At 61.7% G+C, this 20460-nt stretch carries 22 protein-coding genes; 10 read left to right on the top strand and 12 right to left on the bottom strand.

All coding sequences use genetic code 11. The features are described from left to right. The first annotated feature begins 57 nt into the window (after positions 1-57). A complete protein-coding gene (locus ACQKKX_RS11615; protein WP_427570840.1) occupies positions 58-2853 on the top strand; it encodes a TIGR02302 family protein in 2796 nt (931 codons plus the stop codon). A 79-nt stretch (positions 2854-2932) separates the two neighbouring features. Here the strand turns inward: ACQKKX_RS11615 and ACQKKX_RS11610 are convergent, their stop codons facing one another. From ACQKKX_RS11610 to ACQKKX_RS11600, 3 genes are all read right to left on the bottom strand, one after another. After that, positions 2933-3313: a response regulator gene (locus tag ACQKKX_RS11610; RefSeq protein WP_427570839.1), complete on the bottom strand. Its 381-nt coding sequence runs from the start codon at positions 3311-3313 to the stop codon at positions 2933-2935. A 130-nt stretch (positions 3314-3443) separates the two neighbouring features. After that, on the bottom strand, positions 3444-4004 hold the full coding sequence (hpt, locus tag ACQKKX_RS11605; protein ID WP_427570838.1) for a hypoxanthine phosphoribosyltransferase: 561 nt from the start codon (positions 4002-4004) through the stop codon (positions 3444-3446). A gap of 53 nt (positions 4005-4057) precedes the next feature. Further along, positions 4058-4807: a hypothetical protein gene (locus ACQKKX_RS11600; protein ID WP_427570837.1), complete on the bottom strand. Its 750-nt coding sequence runs from the start codon at positions 4805-4807 to the stop codon at positions 4058-4060. Between the two features lie 216 nt (positions 4808-5023). Between ACQKKX_RS11600 and ftsE the strand changes: the two genes are divergently transcribed. The 4 genes from ftsE (at position 5024) to ACQKKX_RS11580 (ending at position 8444) form a co-directional block, all read left to right on the top strand. Beyond that, complete coding sequence (gene ftsE, locus ACQKKX_RS11595) at positions 5024-5683, top strand: cell division ATP-binding protein FtsE (RefSeq protein WP_427570836.1); 660 nt, start codon at positions 5024-5026, stop codon at positions 5681-5683. 100 nt (positions 5684-5783) lie between these two features. Then, positions 5784-6734 carry a cell division protein FtsX gene (locus ACQKKX_RS11590; protein WP_427570906.1) on the top strand — a complete coding sequence of 317 codons (951 nt, stop codon included), beginning with the start codon at positions 5784-5786 and terminating at the stop codon, positions 6732-6734. 69 nt (positions 6735-6803) lie between these two features. Continuing rightward, on the top strand, positions 6804-7532 hold the full coding sequence (locus ACQKKX_RS11585; protein ID WP_427570835.1) for a YdcF family protein: 729 nt from the start codon (positions 6804-6806) through the stop codon (positions 7530-7532). Between the two features lie 120 nt (positions 7533-7652). Next, positions 7653-8444, top strand: a complete 792-nt coding sequence (locus ACQKKX_RS11580) for a lysophospholipid acyltransferase family protein (protein ID WP_427570834.1) — start codon at positions 7653-7655, stop codon at positions 8442-8444. Between the two features lie 4 nt (positions 8445-8448). Here ACQKKX_RS11580 and ACQKKX_RS11575 read toward each other — a convergent pair whose 3' ends face one another. Then, positions 8449-9000 carry a gamma-glutamylcyclotransferase gene (locus ACQKKX_RS11575; protein WP_427570833.1) on the bottom strand — a complete coding sequence of 184 codons (552 nt, stop codon included), beginning with the start codon at positions 8998-9000 and terminating at the stop codon, positions 8449-8451. A 45-nt stretch (positions 9001-9045) separates the two neighbouring features. Between ACQKKX_RS11575 and ACQKKX_RS11570 the strand changes: the two genes are divergently transcribed. Further along, positions 9046-10047, top strand: a complete 1002-nt coding sequence (locus ACQKKX_RS11570; protein WP_427570832.1) for a DUF2125 domain-containing protein — start codon at positions 9046-9048, stop codon at positions 10045-10047. Here the strand turns inward: ACQKKX_RS11570 and ACQKKX_RS11565 are convergent, their stop codons facing one another. From ACQKKX_RS11565 to ACQKKX_RS11555, 3 genes are all read right to left on the bottom strand, one after another. Beyond that, a complete protein-coding gene (locus ACQKKX_RS11565) occupies positions 10048-10977 on the bottom strand; it encodes a prephenate/arogenate dehydrogenase family protein (protein WP_427570831.1) in 930 nt (309 codons plus the stop codon). It lies immediately after the preceding gene. Beyond that, positions 10974-12083 carry a histidinol-phosphate transaminase gene (hisC, locus tag ACQKKX_RS11560; RefSeq protein WP_427570830.1) on the bottom strand — a complete coding sequence of 370 codons (1110 nt, stop codon included), beginning with the start codon at positions 12081-12083 and terminating at the stop codon, positions 10974-10976. The genes ACQKKX_RS11565 and hisC overlap by 4 nt, the downstream gene beginning before the upstream one ends. Before the next feature lie 383 nt (positions 12084-12466). Next, positions 12467-13210 carry a class I SAM-dependent methyltransferase gene (locus ACQKKX_RS11555; RefSeq protein WP_427570829.1) on the bottom strand — a complete coding sequence of 248 codons (744 nt, stop codon included), beginning with the start codon at positions 13208-13210 and terminating at the stop codon, positions 12467-12469. 88 nt (positions 13211-13298) lie between these two features. On the opposite strand from ACQKKX_RS11555, the gene gloB reads away from it, so the two are divergent. Next, positions 13299-14069 (top strand): hydroxyacylglutathione hydrolase, encoded by a 771-nt coding sequence (gene gloB, locus ACQKKX_RS11550; protein WP_427570828.1) that lies wholly within the window; start codon positions 13299-13301, stop codon positions 14067-14069. Between the two features lie 8 nt (positions 14070-14077). Then, a complete protein-coding gene (locus ACQKKX_RS11545) occupies positions 14078-14506 on the top strand; it encodes a cupin domain-containing protein (protein ID WP_427570905.1) in 429 nt (142 codons plus the stop codon). A 118-nt stretch (positions 14507-14624) separates the two neighbouring features. Here ACQKKX_RS11545 and ACQKKX_RS11540 read toward each other — a convergent pair whose 3' ends face one another. Both ACQKKX_RS11540 and ACQKKX_RS11535 read right to left on the bottom strand, forming a co-directional pair. Next, positions 14625-14852: a hypothetical protein gene (locus ACQKKX_RS11540; RefSeq protein ID WP_427570827.1), complete on the bottom strand. Its 228-nt coding sequence runs from the start codon at positions 14850-14852 to the stop codon at positions 14625-14627. A 35-nt stretch (positions 14853-14887) separates the two neighbouring features. Further along, entirely contained in the window at positions 14888-15661 is a 774-nt protein-coding gene (locus tag ACQKKX_RS11535) for a DUF3108 domain-containing protein (RefSeq protein WP_427570826.1), read from the bottom strand. A 236-nt stretch (positions 15662-15897) separates the two neighbouring features. Between ACQKKX_RS11535 and rpmB the strand changes: the two genes are divergently transcribed. Continuing rightward, positions 15898-16188: a 50S ribosomal protein L28 gene (rpmB, locus tag ACQKKX_RS11530; protein ID WP_427570825.1), complete on the top strand. Its 291-nt coding sequence runs from the start codon at positions 15898-15900 to the stop codon at positions 16186-16188. Positions 16189-16296: 108 nt separating this feature from the next. After that, positions 16297-16932: a queuosine precursor transporter gene (locus tag ACQKKX_RS11525; protein WP_427570824.1), complete on the top strand. Its 636-nt coding sequence runs from the start codon at positions 16297-16299 to the stop codon at positions 16930-16932. On the opposite strand, the gene ACQKKX_RS11520 is transcribed toward ACQKKX_RS11525, so the two are convergent. From ACQKKX_RS11520 to cobT, 3 genes are read right to left on the bottom strand one after another with little or no spacing between them, the layout of a single operon-like run. Continuing rightward, positions 16919-17485, bottom strand: a complete 567-nt coding sequence (locus ACQKKX_RS11520) for a hypothetical protein (RefSeq protein ID WP_427570823.1) — start codon at positions 17483-17485, stop codon at positions 16919-16921. The genes ACQKKX_RS11525 and ACQKKX_RS11520 overlap by 14 nt on opposite strands. 45 nt (positions 17486-17530) lie before the next feature. Continuing rightward, a complete protein-coding gene (locus ACQKKX_RS11515) occupies positions 17531-18538 on the bottom strand; it encodes an esterase-like activity of phytase family protein (protein ID WP_427570822.1) in 1008 nt (335 codons plus the stop codon). A gap of 14 nt (positions 18539-18552) precedes the next feature. Next, a complete protein-coding gene (gene cobT, locus ACQKKX_RS11510; protein WP_427570821.1) occupies positions 18553-20445 on the bottom strand; it encodes a cobaltochelatase subunit CobT in 1893 nt (630 codons plus the stop codon). Positions 20446-20460: the final 15 nt, after the last annotated feature.

The following is a 20460-nucleotide window of genomic DNA, read 5'->3' as shown; positions in this document are numbered from 1 at the left end:
AGCGCTCAAAGACGCGCCGCGCCGCCGATTTGCGCCGCCACGACGGAGACGGACCGCATGACAATCGATAATACGGGCGATAATACGGGCGACACCACCGGCAAGAATAACCGCTCCGGCACGGCAAAGGGTGCTTTCGCGCTGAAGCCGGAACTGGCGCGGCGTATTTCCCTGAAACGCGGCGTCGCGCGTCTCGTGCTCTTCCTCGAACGCCTGCTGCCTCTGGCCATCGCGCCCCTGTGCGTGGTGGCGCTGTTCCTGTCCGTCTCGTGGTTCGGCCTGCTGCGTCTCTCGCCGGACTGGCTGCGCTGGACGCTGAATTTTGCCTTCACCTTCGCCTTTCTCGCCTCGCTGCTGCCCTTGGCGCGCCTGCGGTTTCCAAACGCCGCTGATGCCGACCGGCTGCTCGAAGACCGCAACAACCTGCCCCACCAGCCGGTGGCCGTGCAGGATGACGAACCGGCCTTCGAAACACCTTTCTCCCGCGCCCTCTGGCGCGAGCACCAGACGCGCATGGCCGAGCGTATCGCTGCCCTCGATGCCGGCCTGCCCCGTCCCGGCATCGCCAACCACGACCGTTACGGCCTGCGCGCCCTTCCCGCGCTGATCCTTGTGGCAGCCTTCGGCTATTCCTTTTCGAACGGCGGCGGCTCACCATCAGACGCATTGATACCGTCGGCACCCGCCGCTCGCATCAATCCTGACCTGCGCGTCGACGCCTGGCTGACGCCACCCGGCTACACCGGCAAGGCCCCGGTTTTCCTCACCGGCCGCCAGGCAACAGCGACGCAGACCGTCCAGATCCCGGAAAATTCGGAACTGACCGTGCGCGTGACCGGTGGCGAAGGCGAGGAGACTGTTCGCTTTTCCCCACTTGAGGGGGGCGAGGCCCGCATTCTGGCTGCCAATGAACAGAAACCGCAGAATCCTGCCGCGCCCGGCAGCGCGCCGTCATCCGCAGAACCAGCCACCGCCACCGATGACGGCAACAGGCCGTTGGCCCCACGCACCTACGCCATGAAGGTCGGGACAAGCGGTGACCTCAGCGTCAACGGCCAGCAATGGATGTTCGACGTCATCCCCGACAAGGCACCGGAAATCGCCTTCGAGAACCAACCGCGCCGCGCCGTCAATGGCGCACTGGAAATCGGTTTTCGCGCCAAGGACGATTACGGGATCACCAAGGCACAGGCGCTGATCGAGCCGGTAGACAAGGTCGAAGACAAGGCCACTCCGCTTTACCCGCTGCCCGACTACAAGCTCGACATCCCGCGCCAGAACAATCGCGAGGCCAAGGGACTGTCCAGCCGCAACCTCACCGAACATCCGCTCGCCGGCAAACGCGTACGCATCACGCTGGTCGCCACCGATGGCGCCGGCCAGGAAGGCCGCAGTCCATCGCTGGAAATGGTGCTGCCCTCGCGCAATTTCACCGAACCGCTGGCGGCTGCCGTCGCGGAAGAACGTCAGGTGTTTGCGCTCGATACACGCCAGATACCGAAAGCCATCGCGCTCAACGAGGCACTGACCATCCGCCCCGACGAGACCATTCCGAACCTCAGCCACTTTCTGCTGATCCAGTCCGCCCATGGCCGCATGAAACTGGCGCGCGGCGAGGAACAGCTTAAAGAGACCGCCGAATATCTCTGGGAAATCGCTCTCGGGATCGAGGACGGCGACCTGTCAGCTGCGGAAAAACGTCTGCGCGATGCGCAGCAGAACCTGTCCGACGCCATCGAAAAAGGCGCGAGCGACGAAGAAATCGCCAAGCTGACGCAGGAACTGCGCGAAGCCATGCAGCAGTTCATGAACGAACTTGCGCAGCGCATGCAGAACGCGCCGCAGGGCCAGCAGAACATGCAGGCGCAAAACATGATCCGCCAGCGCGACCTGCAGAACATGATGGACCAGATCGAAAATCTGGCCCGTTCCGGCAATCGCGATGCCGCCCAGCAGATGCTGAAGCAATTGCAGCGGATGATGAACAACCTGCAGGCCGGCCGCCCCCAGCGCGGCCAGCAGGGTCAACAGGGCCAGCAGCAGAATAGCCAGATGCGCCAGCAGATCGACAAGCTTGGCGAGATCATGCAGCAGCAGCAGCGGCTGATGGACGAGACGTTCAAGCTCGATCAGGCCCTGCGCGACCGCCTGCAACGCGGCGACCCGGAACAAGAGGGCGAAAGCCCGTATGAACAGGGTCAGAACCAGCAGGGACAAGACCAGCAGCAAGGCCAGAACCAGCAGCCCGGTCAACAAGGTCAACAGGGCCAGCAAGGCCAACAGGGCCAGGGTCAGCAAGGTCAACAGGGCCAGCCATCGACGGACCAGATGACCGCCGAACAGTTGCGCGAGGCGCTGAAAAACCTGCGCGCCCAGCAGGAAGGTCTTGGCAAGCAGCTTGGCGAGTTGCAGAAGGGCCTGAAGGAACTCGGCATGGACCCCGGCCCCGGTTTTGGTCAGGCCGAACGCGAGATGGGCAATGCCGGTCAGGCGCTGGGCCAAGGCCAGGGCGAACAGGCCGTCGAAGGTCAGGGCAATGCGCTCAATGCTCTGCGTCAGGGCGCCCAGAGCATGATGCAGCAGATGATGCAGGCCATGCAGGGTCAGGGCCAGCAGCAGGGTCAGGGCGAAGGCGAAGGCATGGCCAATCAGGGCGGCCAGAACGGCCGTGACCCGCTCGGCCGTCTGCGCTCCAGCTCCGGCCCCGAATTCGGCGATCAGGTCAAGGTGCCGGACGAAATCGACGTGCAACGCGCCCGCGAAATCCTCGATGCCATCCGCGAGAAGCTGGGCGGTGCGCTGTCCGGTGAAGCCGAGCGGCGTTATCTCGAGCGTCTGCTGGAAATGCGCTGATTCGCAAGTGGTCATCGAACAGCAAAAGGCCCGGAAGTTTATCGCTTCCGGGCCTTTCCCATTCTGAAATCCTGAAAATTCAGGCCGCCCGTGTCTCGCGCTGCACGGACAGCGCCTGCGCTACGGCCTTGCGGATATCCGGCAGCGCGAATGGCTTGTCGACGACATCGATCACCTTGGTCATCAGGTCGTCGGCGCGTTCCCGCTGTTCGGCATAACCGGTCATCAGCAGGATGCGCAGATCGGGAAATCTTGCCGAGGCCTGATGGGCAAGCTCGATTCCGTCCATGATCGGCATGCGGATGTCGGAAAGGAGAAGGTCGAACGGTCCCTCTTCCAGCAGCGCCAGCCCTTCGGCGCCATCGGCAGCCTCGCAGGTTTCATGACCATCGAGCCGCAGTGCGCGGGCCACGAAACGACGCAGGGAATCCTCATCTTCGGTGATCAGGATTTTTGCCATGGCGATCAGTCTCCCGTGCTTCGATTTGGCACCCAGATGACCGGTCTTTCCTTTGCAAGGAGTAAACGCCGGTCCTATGGATAAGCAACGTGGTTAACGGGCCGTGTCACTGCATCGGTTTAGGACACCGTCACGCTTCCGGATCTGCCCCGGCATCGCCGGTCACGACGCCGACGAAGGGCAGTTCTCGGAAGGCATAGGCGACATCCATGCCGTAACCGACGACGAAATAATCCGGGCATTCGAACCCGACATAATCGGCCTCGAGCTCTTCCTTGCGCTTGACGCGTTTGTCGAGCAGCACCGCGATGGTGACGTTGCGGGCGCCACGCTCGTAAAGCAGTTCCTTGGCGAATTTCAGCGTGCGGCCGGATTCGAGAATATCGTCGATCAGCAGCACGTCGCGATCGTGCACGTCGCTGTCAATATCCTTGACGATGCGGACACCCTGCGAAACCGTGCCGGTGCCATAGCTCGAAAGCGTGATGAACTCGACTTCCGGGGCGAGGTCCACGTCGTGCATGGCGCGCAGAAGATCGGCGGCGAAGATGAAGGAGCCTTTGAGAATGGCGATGACCAACAGGTCCTTGGTCGGACCGCTGGCGATCTGGGCGGCGATCGCATGGTTGCGCTCGGCAATCTGCTCGGCAGTGTAGAGCGGCTCGATATTCTTTCCGCGGACCACGGGCATATGCATCTCCTTGGGCCTGGTGCCTCTGGTGTGAAACCGGGCCGATAGCACAATCAGGAGCCTGAGGCACCATTGTCGATCATGGAGAGGCGCAACTCCGGCTTTTTTCCACCGGCATAGGCCATCTTTGCGGAGAACCCGCGGCTCTGTTTCGGCCCGATCGTGGCGGCCGGCGGTGCGATCATCGTCTGCGCCACCACCCGCCCGTCGAGCAGGAGTTCCGCGCGGATCGGCGACAGCGAACGGACGTCGGCCTCGCTGTTTTCGATCATGCCGGTAATCAGCATCACCGGCATGCCATTGGCATCCTGCGGGGTCAGGTTCACATGGGTAAGGCCGAGAGCACTGACCGATGCCGCATCTGCCGGGCCCCCGGCGATCAGCGAGAAACCACCGGACGCGCCAAACACCAAAACGAAGACGAGCGCGACAATCGCCGAGAAGAAATCCGCCGATAGCCGCATCAGCGCCTGCTCGCATCGATCCAGCGTCCGCGCCAGCAGACCGGTGTGTGGCGCGGGACGGTTAACCGCCGGACGGCGCGGGGCGCGGCGGTTGTCGTTGCGGGGAGCGGTCTCGGCAGGATGGCGCGAACGGGTATCGCGAACCGTCACGAAATGTGCGTCGACAGCCTCCGCCTGTGTCGGCCGGCCCGCTGCGTGCCGGCCCCATGCCGCGCCGCCAAAACCCGGTCGGTCCTGCGCCTGCGAACGACGGCTTGGCGCGGGCGGCAGGATGTCGTAGTCAGCGGTCGTGTTCCGTTGGTGTGAACGACCATCGTGGCGTGAACGGAATGCGCTCATGGCGTTACCGGCCTCCTCCAGCCTCGTTATCCCCGGGGTCCGGTGAAGGGCCGAAGGCGGGGCATTGAAACGAATCCCGCCCAGACGTAAATTTAAATGGTTAATGCTTCGCAAAGACGGCGCAGCAGGCCGCTGCTTTCCTCGGACGATTCATGCTCCGTAAACCTTCGAGGTTTACGCACGCGCAAGACACAAGCTCAAGGACTGGACGATCGCTTGATCCATTTCGAAAATGTCGGTTTGCGGTACGGGATGGGTCCGGAAATTCTTCGGGACATGACGTTCGACATCCCGAGCGGCTCGTTCCAGTTCCTGACCGGCCCGTCAGGCGCCGGCAAGACCACGCTTTTGCGCCTGCTTTTTCTGTCGCTGCAGCCGACCCGCGGTCTGATCCGCATGTTCGACCGCGACCTGTCGCAGATCCCCCGCAGCGAAATGCCGATGCTGCGCCGGCGTGTTGGCATCGTCTATCAGGACTTTCGCCTTCTCGACCACCTGACCACCTATGAGAACGTGGCGCTGCCCTTGCGCGTGCGTGGCAAGGAGGAGACCTCCTATCGCAACGACGTGATCGAGCTGTTGAAATGGGTGGGCCTTGGCGAGCGTATCAACGTCCTGCCGGCAGTCTTGTCCGGAGGTGAAAAGCAGCGCGCCGCAATCGCTCGCGCGCTGATGGATCAGCCGGAGATCCTTCTGGCTGACGAGCCGACCGGCAATGTCGATCCGCCGATGGCGCGCCGCCTGCTCAACCTGTTCCTCGAACTCAACCGGCTCGGCACCGCCGTCGTCATCGCCACCCACGACCTGGCGCTGATGGACCAGGTGGATGCGCGCCGGATGATCCTTACCGAAGGGCGGCTCGATATCTATGAATGAGTTCGAGCGCATCAGGCGGTCGCGCCTGCCGAAGACGGATCTGAAGCGATCCATTCCTGCCACCGATGACCTGCCGGAACAGCAGCCGCGCCGCACCGGAATGCATGTCCGCCCGACAGGTCCGATCCTGCCGCCATCGAACATCCAGGGCAATGCGCTGATGGTGGTGATCGCCATCATGTCCTTTCTCGCCTGCCTCACGCTCGGCGGCGTCAGCATGGTTCGCGCCACAGCCTCCAGCTGGGAAAGCCAGATCTCGCGGGAGATCACCATCCAGATCAAGCCCGATGACGGGCTCGACATGAATGCGACGCTCGAAAAGGCCCGCGACATCGCGCTCGGCTTCGTCGGCACGACGAATGGCACGATCATGGATGACGGCGCCACCGCGCGCCTGCTCGAGCCCTGGCTCGGCAGCGGCCTCGATCTCAAGGAACTGCCGGTCCCGCGCCTTGTCATCATCACCATCGATGAAAGCAACCCACCGGATTTCCAGGCCATGCGCGACCGCCTGCATGCCGAAATTCCGCAGGCCTTTCTCGATGACCACCGCACTTGGGTCGACCGTCTGGTCTCGATGGCCCGCACCACCGTCATGATCGGCGCCGGCATTCTCGTTCTCGTGTTCACCGCAATGATCCTCACCGTCGTGTTTGCCACGCGCGGCGCCTTGTCTGGCAATCGCCATATCGTCGAGGTGCTGCATTTCGTCGGCGCCGAAAGCGGCTTTGTCGCTCGGGAATTCCAGAAACACTTCCTGATGATCAGCCTCAAAGGTTCGGCCGCCGGCGGCGTGCTGGCCGCCATTCTGTTCGCGGTTGCCGGCTTCTGGCAAAGCCGCTCGCTGGCCACGCCGCAAAGCGACCAGGCAACGGTTCTGTTCGGTACGTTCACGATCGGGCTCGGCGGATATGTCGGCATTGTCGCCACGATTGCGGTGATTGCGCTTTTGACGACGCTCACGGCCCGTTTCACGGTGATGCGCACGATCGACGAGATCGACCTGATCCGGTCCGATCCGGCGCGCTCGGACGGGTTGCCCTCGTCCTGACCGTCCATGAGCGATCCGCTCCGAAATATGGCCCTGTTCTTGCCGCAGATCTCGGGCTAAGGACTGAGCATGACATCGGTTAAGACCAGCACTGATCAGGACCCGCAGCGCCAGCCGGAACGCCGGAAACGCAGCGGCTGGTTGTCACGCCGCAGTCCGCTCCGCCGCTTCGCGCGCCGGGTGATCTTTGCCGGCCTCGCCCTGATTGCGGTGTTCTGCGGCGGTTTCCTCTGGTTTGCCAACGAGGTCACGTCGCTGAAGGCGCCGGACAGCGCCCGGGCGGATGCGATCGTCGTTCTGACGGGTGGCTATCAGCGCATCGACCAGGCCGTCGGCCTGTTGCGAGATGGCGCAGGAAGGCGCTTGCTGATTTCAGGCGCGCATCCTTCGGCCACACCCAGCCAGATCCGCAAGACAACGCAGGTTTCGGCCGATCTGTTCGCCTGCTGCGTCGATATCGGTTATGACGCGATCGACACGATCGGCAACGCCAACGAAATCATCCGCTGGATCCATGACCATGCCTACCGCTCGGTTCTGGTCGTCACGAACAATTACCACATGCCCCGCAGCCTGCACGAACTGCGCCAGCGCGATGCGCAGACGACTTTCATTCCCTATCCGGTCATCAATGCCGACCTTGCCCGCAAGGCGTGGTTCACCGACCCCGACGCGCTGCGCATCATGCTGGGGGAATACGGCAAGATGGCCGCCGCGATGATGCGCGACTGGGCGGGCATGAGCCAGGGCAGCGGATTGCGGACCGACGCCGACAATACGCCCTCCAAAGGTCAGTGATCTTTCCTGCACCCCACGCCGCCGACACAAGGCAACCGATGCGCGACCCGGACAAGCCAGCTTTCCTCGTCTCTCGATATCGTGTAGGCAGCGCCTAGTCCCTTATCCGGAAATGCGTTCATGCTGCTCTTGCGTTCGGTCCTGTTCAACACGGCCTTCTATACCAACACCATCGTCCGCATGATCGTGCTCTCGCCGATCTATTTCCTGCTGCCGCGAAGGGTCGCCTATCGCATTCCGAAAGCCTGGGCGGCTTCCAACAACTGGCTGATGGAGAAGATCGTCGGCGCGACGTTCGAAATTGAAGGGATGGAAAACATTCCCGAAGGCGGCTGCATCTTTGCACCAAAGCACCAGTCGGCCTGGGACACGTTTGCCCTCCTGCCCTACCAGCGCGATCCGGTCTATATCCTCAAGCGCGAACTGCTGTGGATCCCGCTGTTCGGCTGGTATGTCGCCAAGCAGCGGATGATCCCGGTCAATCGCGGCGCGCGCGGCAAGGTCATGGTCGAGATGATGAAGCGGACGCGGCAGGAAATGGATTCCGGCCGGCAGTTGATCATCTATCCGGAAGGCACGCGCCGCGCGCCGGGTGATGCGCCAGATTACCGCTATGGTATTGCCCGCATCTATCGCGACGTGCAGGTTCCGGTTGTGCCGATCGTCGCCCATTGGGGTCTGTTCTGGGGCCGCCGCAAGCTGATCAAGCACCCCGGCCGCTTCAAGGTGAAAATCCTGCCGCCGATCCAGCCGGGAATGGAGCCGGATGCGTTCTACACCCATCTGATCGCGACACTGGAACAGGCAAGCGACGAACTGTTGGTCCAGACCGCGATCAACAACCCGCATCTGCCGCTGCCGCCGACGGCGGTCAAGCGTCTGACGGAGCTGCAGGCGCAGACAGTCTCCTGACCGATCAGCCGACCGCCGAGGCTTCATCCTGCGCCTGCAGGGCGTGAACACGCGCACCCACGGCTTCCAGCCACAGATCGCGAATGCCCATCTCGCGCAGGTGATCCAGCGTGCTGAGAACATAGGCATCGTTCGGCCCGGACCGACCACTGGACGCATGCACGATACGCGACGCCTCCTCGACACCGAGCGCGCCGGCATACTGCAGATGACCCCGATCGACGACATAGCCGACCGCCGAGACCTTCACACCATTGGCCAGCATCAGCGGCAGCATGCGTTCGCGATAAACATTTGTCACGAGTTCGCGCTCGGCGAGATAGGTCATGACCGGTCCGTGCAGCGCGCCACGCACCCGAAACGCCACGCCGCGGCATGAGCCGCCGCGGTCGAGACCCAGAACCAGACCCGGCTTTTCGGGCGTTCCACGATGTACAAAGGACCGCACGCACAGTGACCGGCGATATCCGAAAGCGCGCGCCGCCATGCGCTCTTCATATTCGAAGCCCGGATTCCACATCAACGAGCCGTAGCCAAACACCCAAAATTCGTCCATATCCGACGCAACACCTCTGCAATCGAAGCACCATTGGAGAACATCATGGCAGCGTCAAGCCGGCGGAGCGTCAGCGGCAGGATTTGGGCTCTTGCAACCGTCATCATTCTGCTCATCGGCGTCTATACCGGCGGCTGGTTCTACGCCGCCTCCTTGCTGAAGGACCGCACCCTGACGCTGTTGGGTAGCCAGGAAAAGGCCGGCGTGATCGCCGAATGCACGGATGCCGAATATCGCGGCTATCCTTTCCGCATCGGCCTTTTCTGCTCACGCGTTTCGGTGGAGGATCGCAACAACGGCGTTTCGGCGACGTTTGGCGGCCTGCGTTCGGCCGCCCAGGTCTACGATCCCAAACATGTCGTCTGGGAACTCGACGGACCTTCCGAAATCCGCACCGGCCACGGCCTGAGCATTTCCTCGCAGTGGGAAAGCCTGCAATCGAGCCTTACCGCCAAGGGTCGAGGCGTGGAGCGGTCCTCCACCGCCATCGCCGCGCTTAAATCTGCGATCGTTTCGTCCGCCAGCGGCCAGACCTTCAATCTTGCGGCCGCCAATACCGAAATGCATCTGCGCCAGAACGGCGCCGATCTCGATGCCGCGATGACCGTGACCAATGCCAGCGTAACGGGTGAAAGCGTGCCGCAGGGCCTGCCGGCGCTGACGACCAGCGCCGACGTGACGCTGGCCGGCAAGGCCGGGCTGATCGATGGCAGCGATCGCAACGTCTCGCTTTACGGCGCCGAAGGCACTATCCGAAATCTGTCTGCCGATCTGGGCGACGGGCGGATCATCAGCCTGTCGGGCCCGTTCAGCGTCACGGCGGATGGGCGCATCAACGGTAAGATGAAGCTACGCGTGGAAAAGCTGGAAGCATGGAAACAGAGCCTTGAAACTGTCGTTCCCGGCATTGGTCCGATGCTGAACAACGCCACCAACATGTTGTCGGCGCTCGGTGGCGGCGATCGCGCTTCGATCGACTTCACCATCAGGAACGGAAAAATTCTGGTCGGCGGCTTCATCCAGGTGGGTGAAATTCCGCCGATCTGATTATTTTTTCTGGTCCAGCGCGTGGCGTCCGAAGTCCGGGGCGTCCACGTCCTGGCCGGCCTGAATGATCGAGCGGCGCACGTCGCGGGTGCGGGTAAACAATTCGAACAGCTTGTCGCCCTCGCCCCAGCGGATCGCCCGCTGCAGATAGGCGAGATCTTCCGAAAAGCGCGCCAGCATTTCAAGGATCGCATCCTTGTTATGCAGGCAGACATCCCGCCACATGGTGGGATCGGACGCGGCCAGGCGGGTAAAATCGCGGAAACCGGAGGCGGAATATTTGATGACTTCCGATTCCGTTACCGTTTCAAGATCATCCGCCGTGCCGACGATATTGTAGGCGATGATATGCGGCAGGTGCGAGACGATGGCGAGCACCTTGTCGTGATGCTGCGGATCCATCTCGTCGATCCGCGAACCAAGCGCGATCCAGAAAGCCTTGAGCTTTTCCAGAGCGGCGGCATCCGTGTCCGGCAATGGCGTGAAGATGCACCAGCGGTCCTGGAACAGGCCCGCAAACCCGGCATCGGGTCCGGATTTTTCCGTGCCTGCCAGCGGATGGCCAGGAATGAAGTGTACGCCTTCCGGCACAAACGGCGCCATCTGGGCGATGACCGACGCCTTGGTCGAGCCGACATCGGTCAGGATCGCACCCGGCTTGAGGTTCGGCGCGATCTGTTCGGCAACTGCGCCGGAGGATCCGACCGGGACGGACACGATGACGAGATCCGCATCCTTCACGGCCTCGGTCGCGGACGATACGTAATGCGTGCCGAGATCGAGTTCTTCCGCGCGCTTCAGCGTTTCAGCACTGCGCGAGGAAATCACCACCTGACCGGCCAGACCGAGCGCCTTCACATCGCGGGCGATGGAGGAGCCGATCAGACCGATGCCGATCAGGGCGATGCGGTTAAACTGCGGGTCGGTCATGCGCTTTTCGCCATGAACTCACCGAGCGCTTCGATGACGCCACGGTTTGCCTCTTCCGGGCCGACCGTCATGCGCAGCGCGTTCGGCAGGCCGTAACCCTTGACGGCGCGCAGGATGTAACCGCGGCTGGAAAGGAAGGCATCCGCATCCGGCGCGCGCTTGCCATCGACATCCGGGAAATGGATGAGGATAAAATTGGTGACGGAAGGCGTGACCGTGAGCCCGATCGCCTCGAAGGCGTGGGTCAACTTGTCGAGCCACAGCTTGTTATATTCCACCGCATTGCCGATGAAAGCTTGGTCGCGCATGGCGGCGGCACCGGCAGCGATCGCTGGAGCATTGAGGTTGAAGGGTCCGCGCACGCGGTTCATCGCATCGACGATTTCGAGCGGGCCATACATCCAGCCGATACGCAGCGCCGCCAGACCGTAGACCTTGGAGAAGGTTCGGCACATCACGACATTGCTGTTGGACGATACGAGTTCAATACCGGCTTCGTAATCGTTCCGGCGCACATATTCCGCATAGGCCGCGTCGAGAACGAGAATGACGTTTTTCGGCAGTCCGGCCTGCAGGCGGCGGATATCGGTAACAGGCACGTAGGTTCCCGTCGGGTTGCCCGGATTGGCAATGAAGACAAGCTTGGTCTTTGGCGTCACGGCCGCAAGAATAGCGTCGACATCGACCGTATAGTCCTTCTCAGGCACGGTGACCGGCGTGGCGCCCGCGCCCATGATCTGGATCTTGTAGACGAGGAAACCGTGCTCGGTGATAACAGCTTCGTCCCCCGCGCCAAGATAGACGTGGCAGAGAAGGCCGAGCAATTCATCGGACCCGTTGCCGCAGAGAATGTTGGCGGCGTTCAGGCCGTTGACCGAAGCAATCGCTTCGCGCAGGGCATGCGCTTGACCATCCGGGTAAAGTTCGAGATTGCCGGCCGCCTCGCGAAACGCCTCGATCGCCCTGGGGCTGGCACCGAGCGGCGTTTCGTTGGACGAGAGCTTGTAGACGCGAGCGACCCCTCCCGCATGATCCTTGCCGGGTACATAGGCGGCAATATCCAGGATACCCGGACGCGGAACGGGTTTCATCATCTCGGTGCTCATCGACAGACCTTCCAGGGAACACGCCGGAAAAGCCGGCGAAGAATTGCCTTGAGGCAATAAAACGGAAGCGCCGTCTTGTCGAGTGGCGTCGGTCTTAGAGCACGTCGCAGCTAATCTGCGCCATTCGGCCGGAGCAGGTTTTCGTCAGGGCAGAGGCGATTGGCGAGGGGCATACCTTAAGGTACGTTCAAGTCGATCGCCTCTGATCCTGGCGGAAAGATGCCCGGCTCCCTTCCTTCTGATCAAATGGGGGGGTGGCTGATACGGGCCGCCTATTCGTTCGGCCGGCTTGGCCGTATGCTTTGGCGACGACGCGCGCCAACCGAACGAATATCCGACGCCGTCTAAGCCAACAGAATGGCGCAGATTAGCTGCGACTTGCTCTAGTCGCGGTTGCGCGTGGTCGGCACGCCCTGCGGTGCGAGGACCGGCACGAATACGCGGCGTGAGGCGCGGGCCGCCACCGGCAGTCCCTGATAGAGCCGCTTTTGCGCCTCCACCACGATCACGCCTGAAAACACCGGCCAGAAACGTCGCCCGCCCTGTTCGAGGAGATGCCGCAGTTTCAGCAGGAACCGCAATTTGGAGGGCGGGAAGAACAAGGCCTCGGCGCTTGCCGACGGCGTGAAATTGCTTTCGCGCAGCAGCGATGTGAGCTGGCCGCGCGAATAGGGCCTGCCCGAACCAAAGGGCGTATGCTCCATCCGCGCCCAGACCCCACGGCGATTGGGCACGACGATGACCAGACGCCCGCCGGGTGCCAGAACCCGCCAGATCTCCTTGAGACTTTCCCGCGGGTTCTCGGCAAATTCGAGTGAATGCACCAACAAGAACCGATCGATCGAAGAATCCGGTAGCGGCAGTTCCTCGTCGAACACCAAGGCCGTCGAAGACAGCTCGCCGGGCGGCCAGTTCACCGCTCCCTGTCCGGCCGGCATGAAGGCGAATGTCCGCTCCGTGTCCCTGCGGAACCGGTCGAGATAGGGAACGGCGTATCCCAGGCCGACCAGCCGCTCCTGTGGCAGCCGTGCCCATACGGACGACAAAGCCATCGCGATCGACTGTTCGGTCACACGGCCGAGCGGGGTTTGATAGAATTCTCTCAGATCGACGATATCGGCGTGCATGGCAATTTGCTATCGGACAAGCGGTTGGACTTCAGCGTCTCACCCTCTACATTGTTCGCAGGGCCATTCAAGCAAGAGAGGCGGATTGATGAAATCGCTGGAGATCGAAGTCTTTTCATGCCGTAGCGACAATTACGGCGTGCTGGTGCATGACCCCGAGACCGGCCTGACGGCCTCGATCGACGCACCGGAAGAAAAGCCGATCGTGGACGCCGCCGAACGCCGCGGCTGGACCATCAGCCACATTTTCACGACCCATCATCACACCGATCATGTCGAGGCCAATCTCGCCTTGAAGGCGCGGTTCGATCTGGAAATCATTGGCCCGGTCAACGAGGCCGTGGCCATTCCGGGCCTTGATCGCAGCGTTGAAGATGGCGACGAATTCCTGTTTGGCGAACATCTGGTGCGGGCGATCGAGACACCGGGCCATACGGCCGGTCATATCTGTTTCCATTTTTCCGAAGACAAGATTCTGTTTGCCGCCGACACGCTGTTCGCACTCGGCTGCGGCCGCCTGTTCGAACGTCCGGCCGCCGACATGTGGCATTCGCTGCAGAAACTGGCTGTGCTGCCGGATGAAACCGCTATTTATTTCGGCCACGAATACACGCTTGCCAACGCCCGCTTTGCGCTGACCATCGATCCCGACAACGAAGCCCTGCAGCGCCGTGTCGTCCAGATCGAGGAAGCCCGCGCCGAGGGTCGCTTTACCATCCCGACCATGATGGGGCTGGAGAAGGAAACCAACCCGTTTCTGCGCGCCGCGGACCCGTCGATCCGCCGCAACCTGATCATGGAAGGCAAGACCAATGAGGAAGTGTTTGCTGAAATCCGCAAGCGCAAGGACAATTTCTGATGCCTGCCATGGGCCGTGTCGAAGAGATCATCGCGACGCTCGGCATGCAGCGCCATCCGGAAGGCGGATGGTATGTCGAGACCTTTCGCGATGAACACGGTGCGCCGCGCGGACACTCGACGGCGATCTACTATCTGCTTCAGGCCGGAGAACGCTCGCACTGGCACAGGGTGCGCGATGCCTCCGAGGTCTGGCATTTCTATGCCGGCGATCCGTTGCTCCTTAGAATTTCCACCGATGGTCGCGCGACAAGAACGGTGACGCTCGGAAACGAGCTCGCAGCCGGTCAAAGGCCACAGGCGGTGGTGCCGGCGTATGCCTGGCAATCCGCCGAACCGCTGGGCGCCTATACGCTTGTGGGCTGCACTGTGGCGCCCGGCTTTGATTTCGCCAGTTTCGAAATGGCGCCGGCAGACTGGCAGCCGGATCGGCTTTGAAGCCGGCGTTATTCGCCGTGCTTGCGCTTATCGTTGCGCACCCAAAGATAAGCGTAGGTCCAGCCAATCGCCGCGATGGAGAGCGGCAGCACAATGAATGCATAAATCTGCAAACCGGTCATCGCAGTCTCCTCAAGATCGTTTTACCCGATAAATGTAATATGGCGGCGGCGAAAAGCCAACAGACACCAAAGAACATCAAGGGAAGCATGCCGCCTCCCGTTGCCAAAGGCGCGTAGACAGCCGCCGCAATGGGCGCGAAAACACCCACCGTGAGGCAGGACGTCGACGCGCGATCAAAGGCATTCGCAATATATTTCGTCTGCTCGTTATGAATGGCCGACATGCCCCAACTCCCCCAAGCCGGATTTGCTGTATTTCTCACCCGCCGTATTTTGTCGCCTTCACATAAAGCGGCCCCATCCGCGTCGGGATATAGGCGTAGACCGGCGCATAGACATTGGCGCCATCGGCCTTGGCGAACCACACCTCCATCGAAACCGTCTTGAGGTATTCGATATCCTTGCGACCCTTGCGATAGCCGGACTTCGGGACATATCGGATCGAGCAGACGATGGCATCGCCCTTGAAGCCGGACGTGGAGAATTTTTCCGTGCCCTTGGCCGTCAGCACGAGATCGAGACGGGACTCGCCGTCGTAGATCGGCAGTCTGCCGGGGCAGATCTTCGCATCGGCCGGAAAGATCATGCCGGAAAGCGGATCGAGCACCGCCCGCAGGTCACCGTCACCGATCGGCACCCAGCTCGCCGGTCGCGCTTTCGGCTCCGGCTTCACCGTGGTCGAGACGACGTTGCCGTTGCGATATTGAACGTCATAGGTCTGGGTTTTCTTTTTCGTCGTATAGACCAGCGTGTAGGAATTGGCCTGCAGTCGATCATTGCCCATCGAACCCTTGACCGTCGTCTCGGCCGAGGTCTTGGCGATCACGTCAACGAGGCCTGCGGAGCGGAAACTGCCGTTGATCGTGTAGGACTTTTCGTTGAACTCGCTTGCGAACGACATTCTCGCCACCGGCAGGATGCCGAGCGACACGCTGTATTCACTCGTGTGACGGATGCCGGCGGCGCCGGCGGGCAGAGCCGTGCAGACGCTAACGATGGCGGCGACGAATGCAGCGGAAGCCTTGGCGACCATGAACCAGTCCTGACCTTAAGAATTGTTGACGTCATATAGGCGTGTCACTATGGCAAGAAAATAGCGGCTTGTGGCGCCTGCCCCGGGATTATCCCGATTCGGCTGAAGGTTTGGCTTGACGCGCGCGGCCCCACTGACTATAGAACCGCAACTTTCCAATCAGGACCAGTTGGATCGGCGTGACGGGCATTGCCCGGATGAGCCTCCGATTGCAGAAGAAAACAAAGGTGTATCCCATGTCTCGTGTATGCGAACTGACCGGCAAGGGCGTAATGACCGGCAATAACGTCAGCCATGCCAACAACAAGACCCGTCGTCGGTTCCTGCCGAACCTCTGCCAGGTCACGCTGATCTCCGACGCTCTCGGCCAGCGTTTCCGCCTGCGCGTTTCGGCCCACGCCCTGCGTTCGGTCGAACATCGTGGCGGCCTCGATGCCTTCCTCATCAAGTCGGATGAAACCGAACTGTCGATGCGCGCTCGTCTGCTGCGCCGCCAGATCGTCAAGAAGACCGCCGAAGCCGCTTAATCAGCTTCGACATTACACATCATCGGTTCTGGTGAAGGCTTGGGCGTTTGTCGCACAGGCCTTTTCCTTTGCTAAACGTCAACTGGTGGCATCACCCAGGATAAAAAAATGCTGACGACACGTCACACCCTTACCTATGCTCTCGTCATGGCGGCCATCGTGGTCGCATCCAACATTCTTGTACAGTTTCACCTGACGGGAACGCTTTTCGGCATTGCCCTCGGCGATCTCCTGACATGGGGCGCCTTCACCTACCCCGTCGCCTTTCTCGTCACCGACCTCGCCAATCGCCAGTTCGGCCCCGCCGTGGCGCGCCGCATCGTCTATGTCGGCTTTGTCGTCGGCGTGGCGCTTTCCTTCTGGCTGTCTGAGCCGCGCATCGCCATCGCCTCCGGCACAGCTTTCCTTGTCGGCCAGTTGCTCGACATCTCGGTCTTCAACGAGCTGCGCCGCAAGAGCTGGTGGAAGGCGCCGCTGGCAGCCTCGATGATCGGCACGGTTCTCGATACTATCCTGTTCTTCTCGATCGCCTTCGCACCCTTCTTCGCCTTCATCGGCCCCAACCTCGATTTTGCGGTAGCCCCTGCACCGATCCTCGGCGTCATGGCGACGGAAGCACCACGCTGGATCTCCTGGGCGCTCGGTGATCTCGTCGTCAAGATCGTGGTCGGCGTCGTACTGCTGCTGCCCTATGGCGCGCTTATGAACGTGCTGAAGCCCATGCCGCAGGTTACCGCCCGCTAAACGCGAACACCCGTCCTGAAAATCGGATGACGGAGAAAGCCTCGGCAAGCTCCGTCACCGGGCTTATCGAATCCAGCCGCAGAACGGGCGCTGTCTGCGCTGACAGCCATGCCTCATGCGCCACAAGGCTGCGCTGCTCCGGCCCCGCCGTATCGTAACTTTCCGCCCATTCCAGAAATGCTTGGCTCTTGTGCGCCATATCGCCGCCGGCGGTGATCCTTGCGCCATAACGCGCCGCTTCCCGTTTGCGGATGCGCTCCATCCGCACAGCCGGATCCAGCCTCAGAAACACGATCAGATGATAAAACGGCTCTATCGACCTGCCCCATTTGAGGGCCGAGCCGGTCAGCACCCATCCGTCATCCGGCAAAGCCTGCTCTTCCAGCATGGCGATACGCGCACCGATCTCGCGCGGCGTTGTATAAGGCGGGTCGGTCGGCATCCAGTAAAAATCATCGGAATCGAGATGCGGAATGCCGAGCTTTTCCGCCAGCGCCATGCCGAGCGAGGTCGTGCCGGAACCGGATGCGCCCATGACATGAATACGAACCATCTCTTTCCTCCCAAACCGCCGGACGCGAAGGATAGAGAAGCACGATCACGGCATCAACCTGAACTCCAGCATCAGGTTGCGCTGGAAGATCGAATGATTGTCATCGGACACGACGATCAGATGTGGCGCACCATCCGGTCCTGCCACCACATCGAGGCCTTCCATATTGTCGATCTGCTGGCCCATATCCGCCTCGATCAACATCTCGCCATCCACCAGCGCGCCCGACTTAAGGCTGTCGCCATCGATGCGCCGAATGCGCATGCCGACGCCACCGAGCACGCTAAAAGACCGCTCCAAGAGAACGAGGTCGCCATTTGGCAGAAAGGCGCCATCGGTAATATCGAACGGATGATGGCGCTTGACCTTGAACTGGCCCTTGCGCGGCCCTTCCATGATGGCGGCGTAGAAATTGCCGTCCTCATCGACGCTCTTTTCCGCAACCACGACAATGGCACCGCCAAGCGGGCCGTTTTTCGGTGCAGCGACGACCGTTTCCATGCCGCCATTGGCCCGCAACTCACGGCGCGGAATGAGAAAATCCAGCGTCTTTGTCGGGCGGGACGTTTCAAAACCCGGATCGGGATAAACGTCCACGCGGTGGCGCCGCTCGAAACTGACGATAGCCTCGCCGTCGCGCAGCGCCACACCCTCGGCATCGATATCACCCTTGGAACGCGGCTCCCGCCCCGTGGCATCCACCATGGGCAGGATGCGGACATCGCGCATCCCCGACAGGCGCCCTTGTCCGTCGCGATCGATCGTGCCGGTCATCCAGTGCCCGGTATCGAGCACGGCTACAAAGTTCTTTGCGTCCGGCCGGAAGCGGATGCCGGAGACGGCTCCGACGAACTCGTTGTCGGACGTGTATTCAATGCCACCGACAAATTCGAGCGCACCGAACCGGTTGTCCGGCTGGCCCGCCTTGAACGCTTGGAAAGCACGCGCCTTGATCGGCGCATCAACCTGCGCCGCCTTCGAAGGCAGCGGAACAACCGCCATCAGCGAAACCGCGACGACTGAAATGCGAAAACCGGAAACCGTGTAGCGCATGCGCGGGCCGGCTCTCACCCCGTGCGACGGCCGCGGCCGGTCCCGGTGCTTTCCTCAAAGAGCGAAGCCAGCTGCTCGGTCATGGCGCCCGCCAGTTCGTCGGCATCGACGATGGTGACAGCTTTACGATAATAGCGCGTTACGTCGTGACCGATACCGATCGCGAGCAGTTCCACGGGCGAGCGCGTCTCGATCTGCTCAATGACGGCGCGCAGGTGCCGCTCGAGATAATTGCCCGGATTGACCGACAGTGTCGAATCGTCGACCGGCGCGCCGTCGGAAATCATCATCAGGATCTTGCGCTGTTCGCGGCGACCGATCAGGCGGTTATGCGCCCACATCAGCGCCTCACCATCGATGTTTTCCTTGAGCAGGCCTTCGCGCATCATCAGGCCGAGATTACGGCGTGACCGGCGCCAAGGGGCGTCGGCCGACTTGTAGATGATGTGGCGCAGATCGTTGAGACGGCCCGGCGTTGCCGGCTTGCCGCTAGCGAGCCAGTTTTCGCGGCTCTGTCCACCCTTCCAGGCCTTTGTTGTAAAGCCCAAAATCTCAACCTTGACACCGGAGCGTTCCAGCGTGCGGGCGAGAATGTCGGCGCAAGATGCGGCAACCGTAATCGGGCGGCCGCGCATCGACCCGGAATTGTCGATCACCAGCGAGACGACCGTATCGCGGAATTTAGTGTCCCGTTCCCTCTTGAAGGAAAGGGGCTGCATCGGGTCTATGACGAGGCGCACGAGACGCGCCGGATCGAGATACCCCTCTTCCAGATCGAAATCCCAGGACCGGTTCTGCTGCGCCATCAGGCGGCGCTGCAGGCGGTTGGCGAGACGGCCAACGGCACTCTGCAGATGCGCCAGCTGCTTGTCGAGGAAGGCGCGCAACCGGTCGAGTTCGGCTTCGTCGCAAAGTTCCTCCGCGGTAATTTCCTCGTCGAATTCCTTGATGAAGATCTTGTAGTCGACCTTCTCGTTAAAATCATCAAACGGGCTGTTGGGACGCTTGGTCTCGCCCGGCGTCTCGGAATGTTCGTCGCTCTCCTCCGACATGTCGTCGTCGGAGATTTCGGCGCCGTCCATCTCGCCGTCATCCATCTCGTCTTCGGCGGCCTGGCTCTGTTCAGCCGGCGCCGCGTCCGATCCCGCCTCTTCCTCGACCTCTTCGTTTTCGGTCTCGTTGCTGCGGGCCTGCTCTTCCTCACTCTGATTTTCGAGTTCTTCCGGCTCGCTTTCCTCGTCGCCGTAATCCTCGGCCATCTGCATCGAGGACAGCATGTGCCGGACGAGCTTGGCGAAGGCCTGCTGGTCGTCGATCACGCTCTTGAGGTTATCGAGGTCGGAAGAGGCATTCTGCTCGATGAACGGCCGCCACAGATCGAGCACCTTGCCCGCACTTTCCGGCGGCGCAACGCCGGTCAGCTTTTCGCGCACCAGCATGGCCATGGCTTCGCCGATCGGCGCGTCTTCCTGACGCTCGACGCCGGTGAAATTGGCCTTGGCGTATTTTTCCGAGTTCATGCTGCCGATATTGGCGGCCATGCCGGCCATGCGCAGCGAGCCGATGGATTCGACGCGCGCCTGCTCCACCGCATCAAAGATGGCCCGCGCATCGGAACCCTGCGGCGCCATGCTCGCATGAATATTGGTATCGTGACAGGCAAGCCGCAGCGCCATCGAATCGCCGAGACCGCGGGTGACAGCCAGCTCATGCGCCGTCGGACGTTTCGAAATTTCCGGCAGCCGAATGCGCTCCCCGGCCATGCCGGGACGCTCGTTGGCGAAAGTAACTTCCACTTCGCCACTACCTGCGACCGAACGGACGCACCCGGTAATCGCCCGGCGCAACGGCTCGGTATCGACCGGACCGCCTGCCTTGGGTTTCGAATTGTCTCCGCGACCTGCCATGCCTAGTGCTTCCGT

The sequence above is a fragment of the Neorhizobium sp. NPDC001467 genome (assembly GCF_050275975.1).
Classification (GTDB): Bacteria; Pseudomonadota; Alphaproteobacteria; order Rhizobiales; family Rhizobiaceae; genus Neorhizobium.
This window is presented reverse-complemented; position numbering and strand designations above follow the sequence as displayed.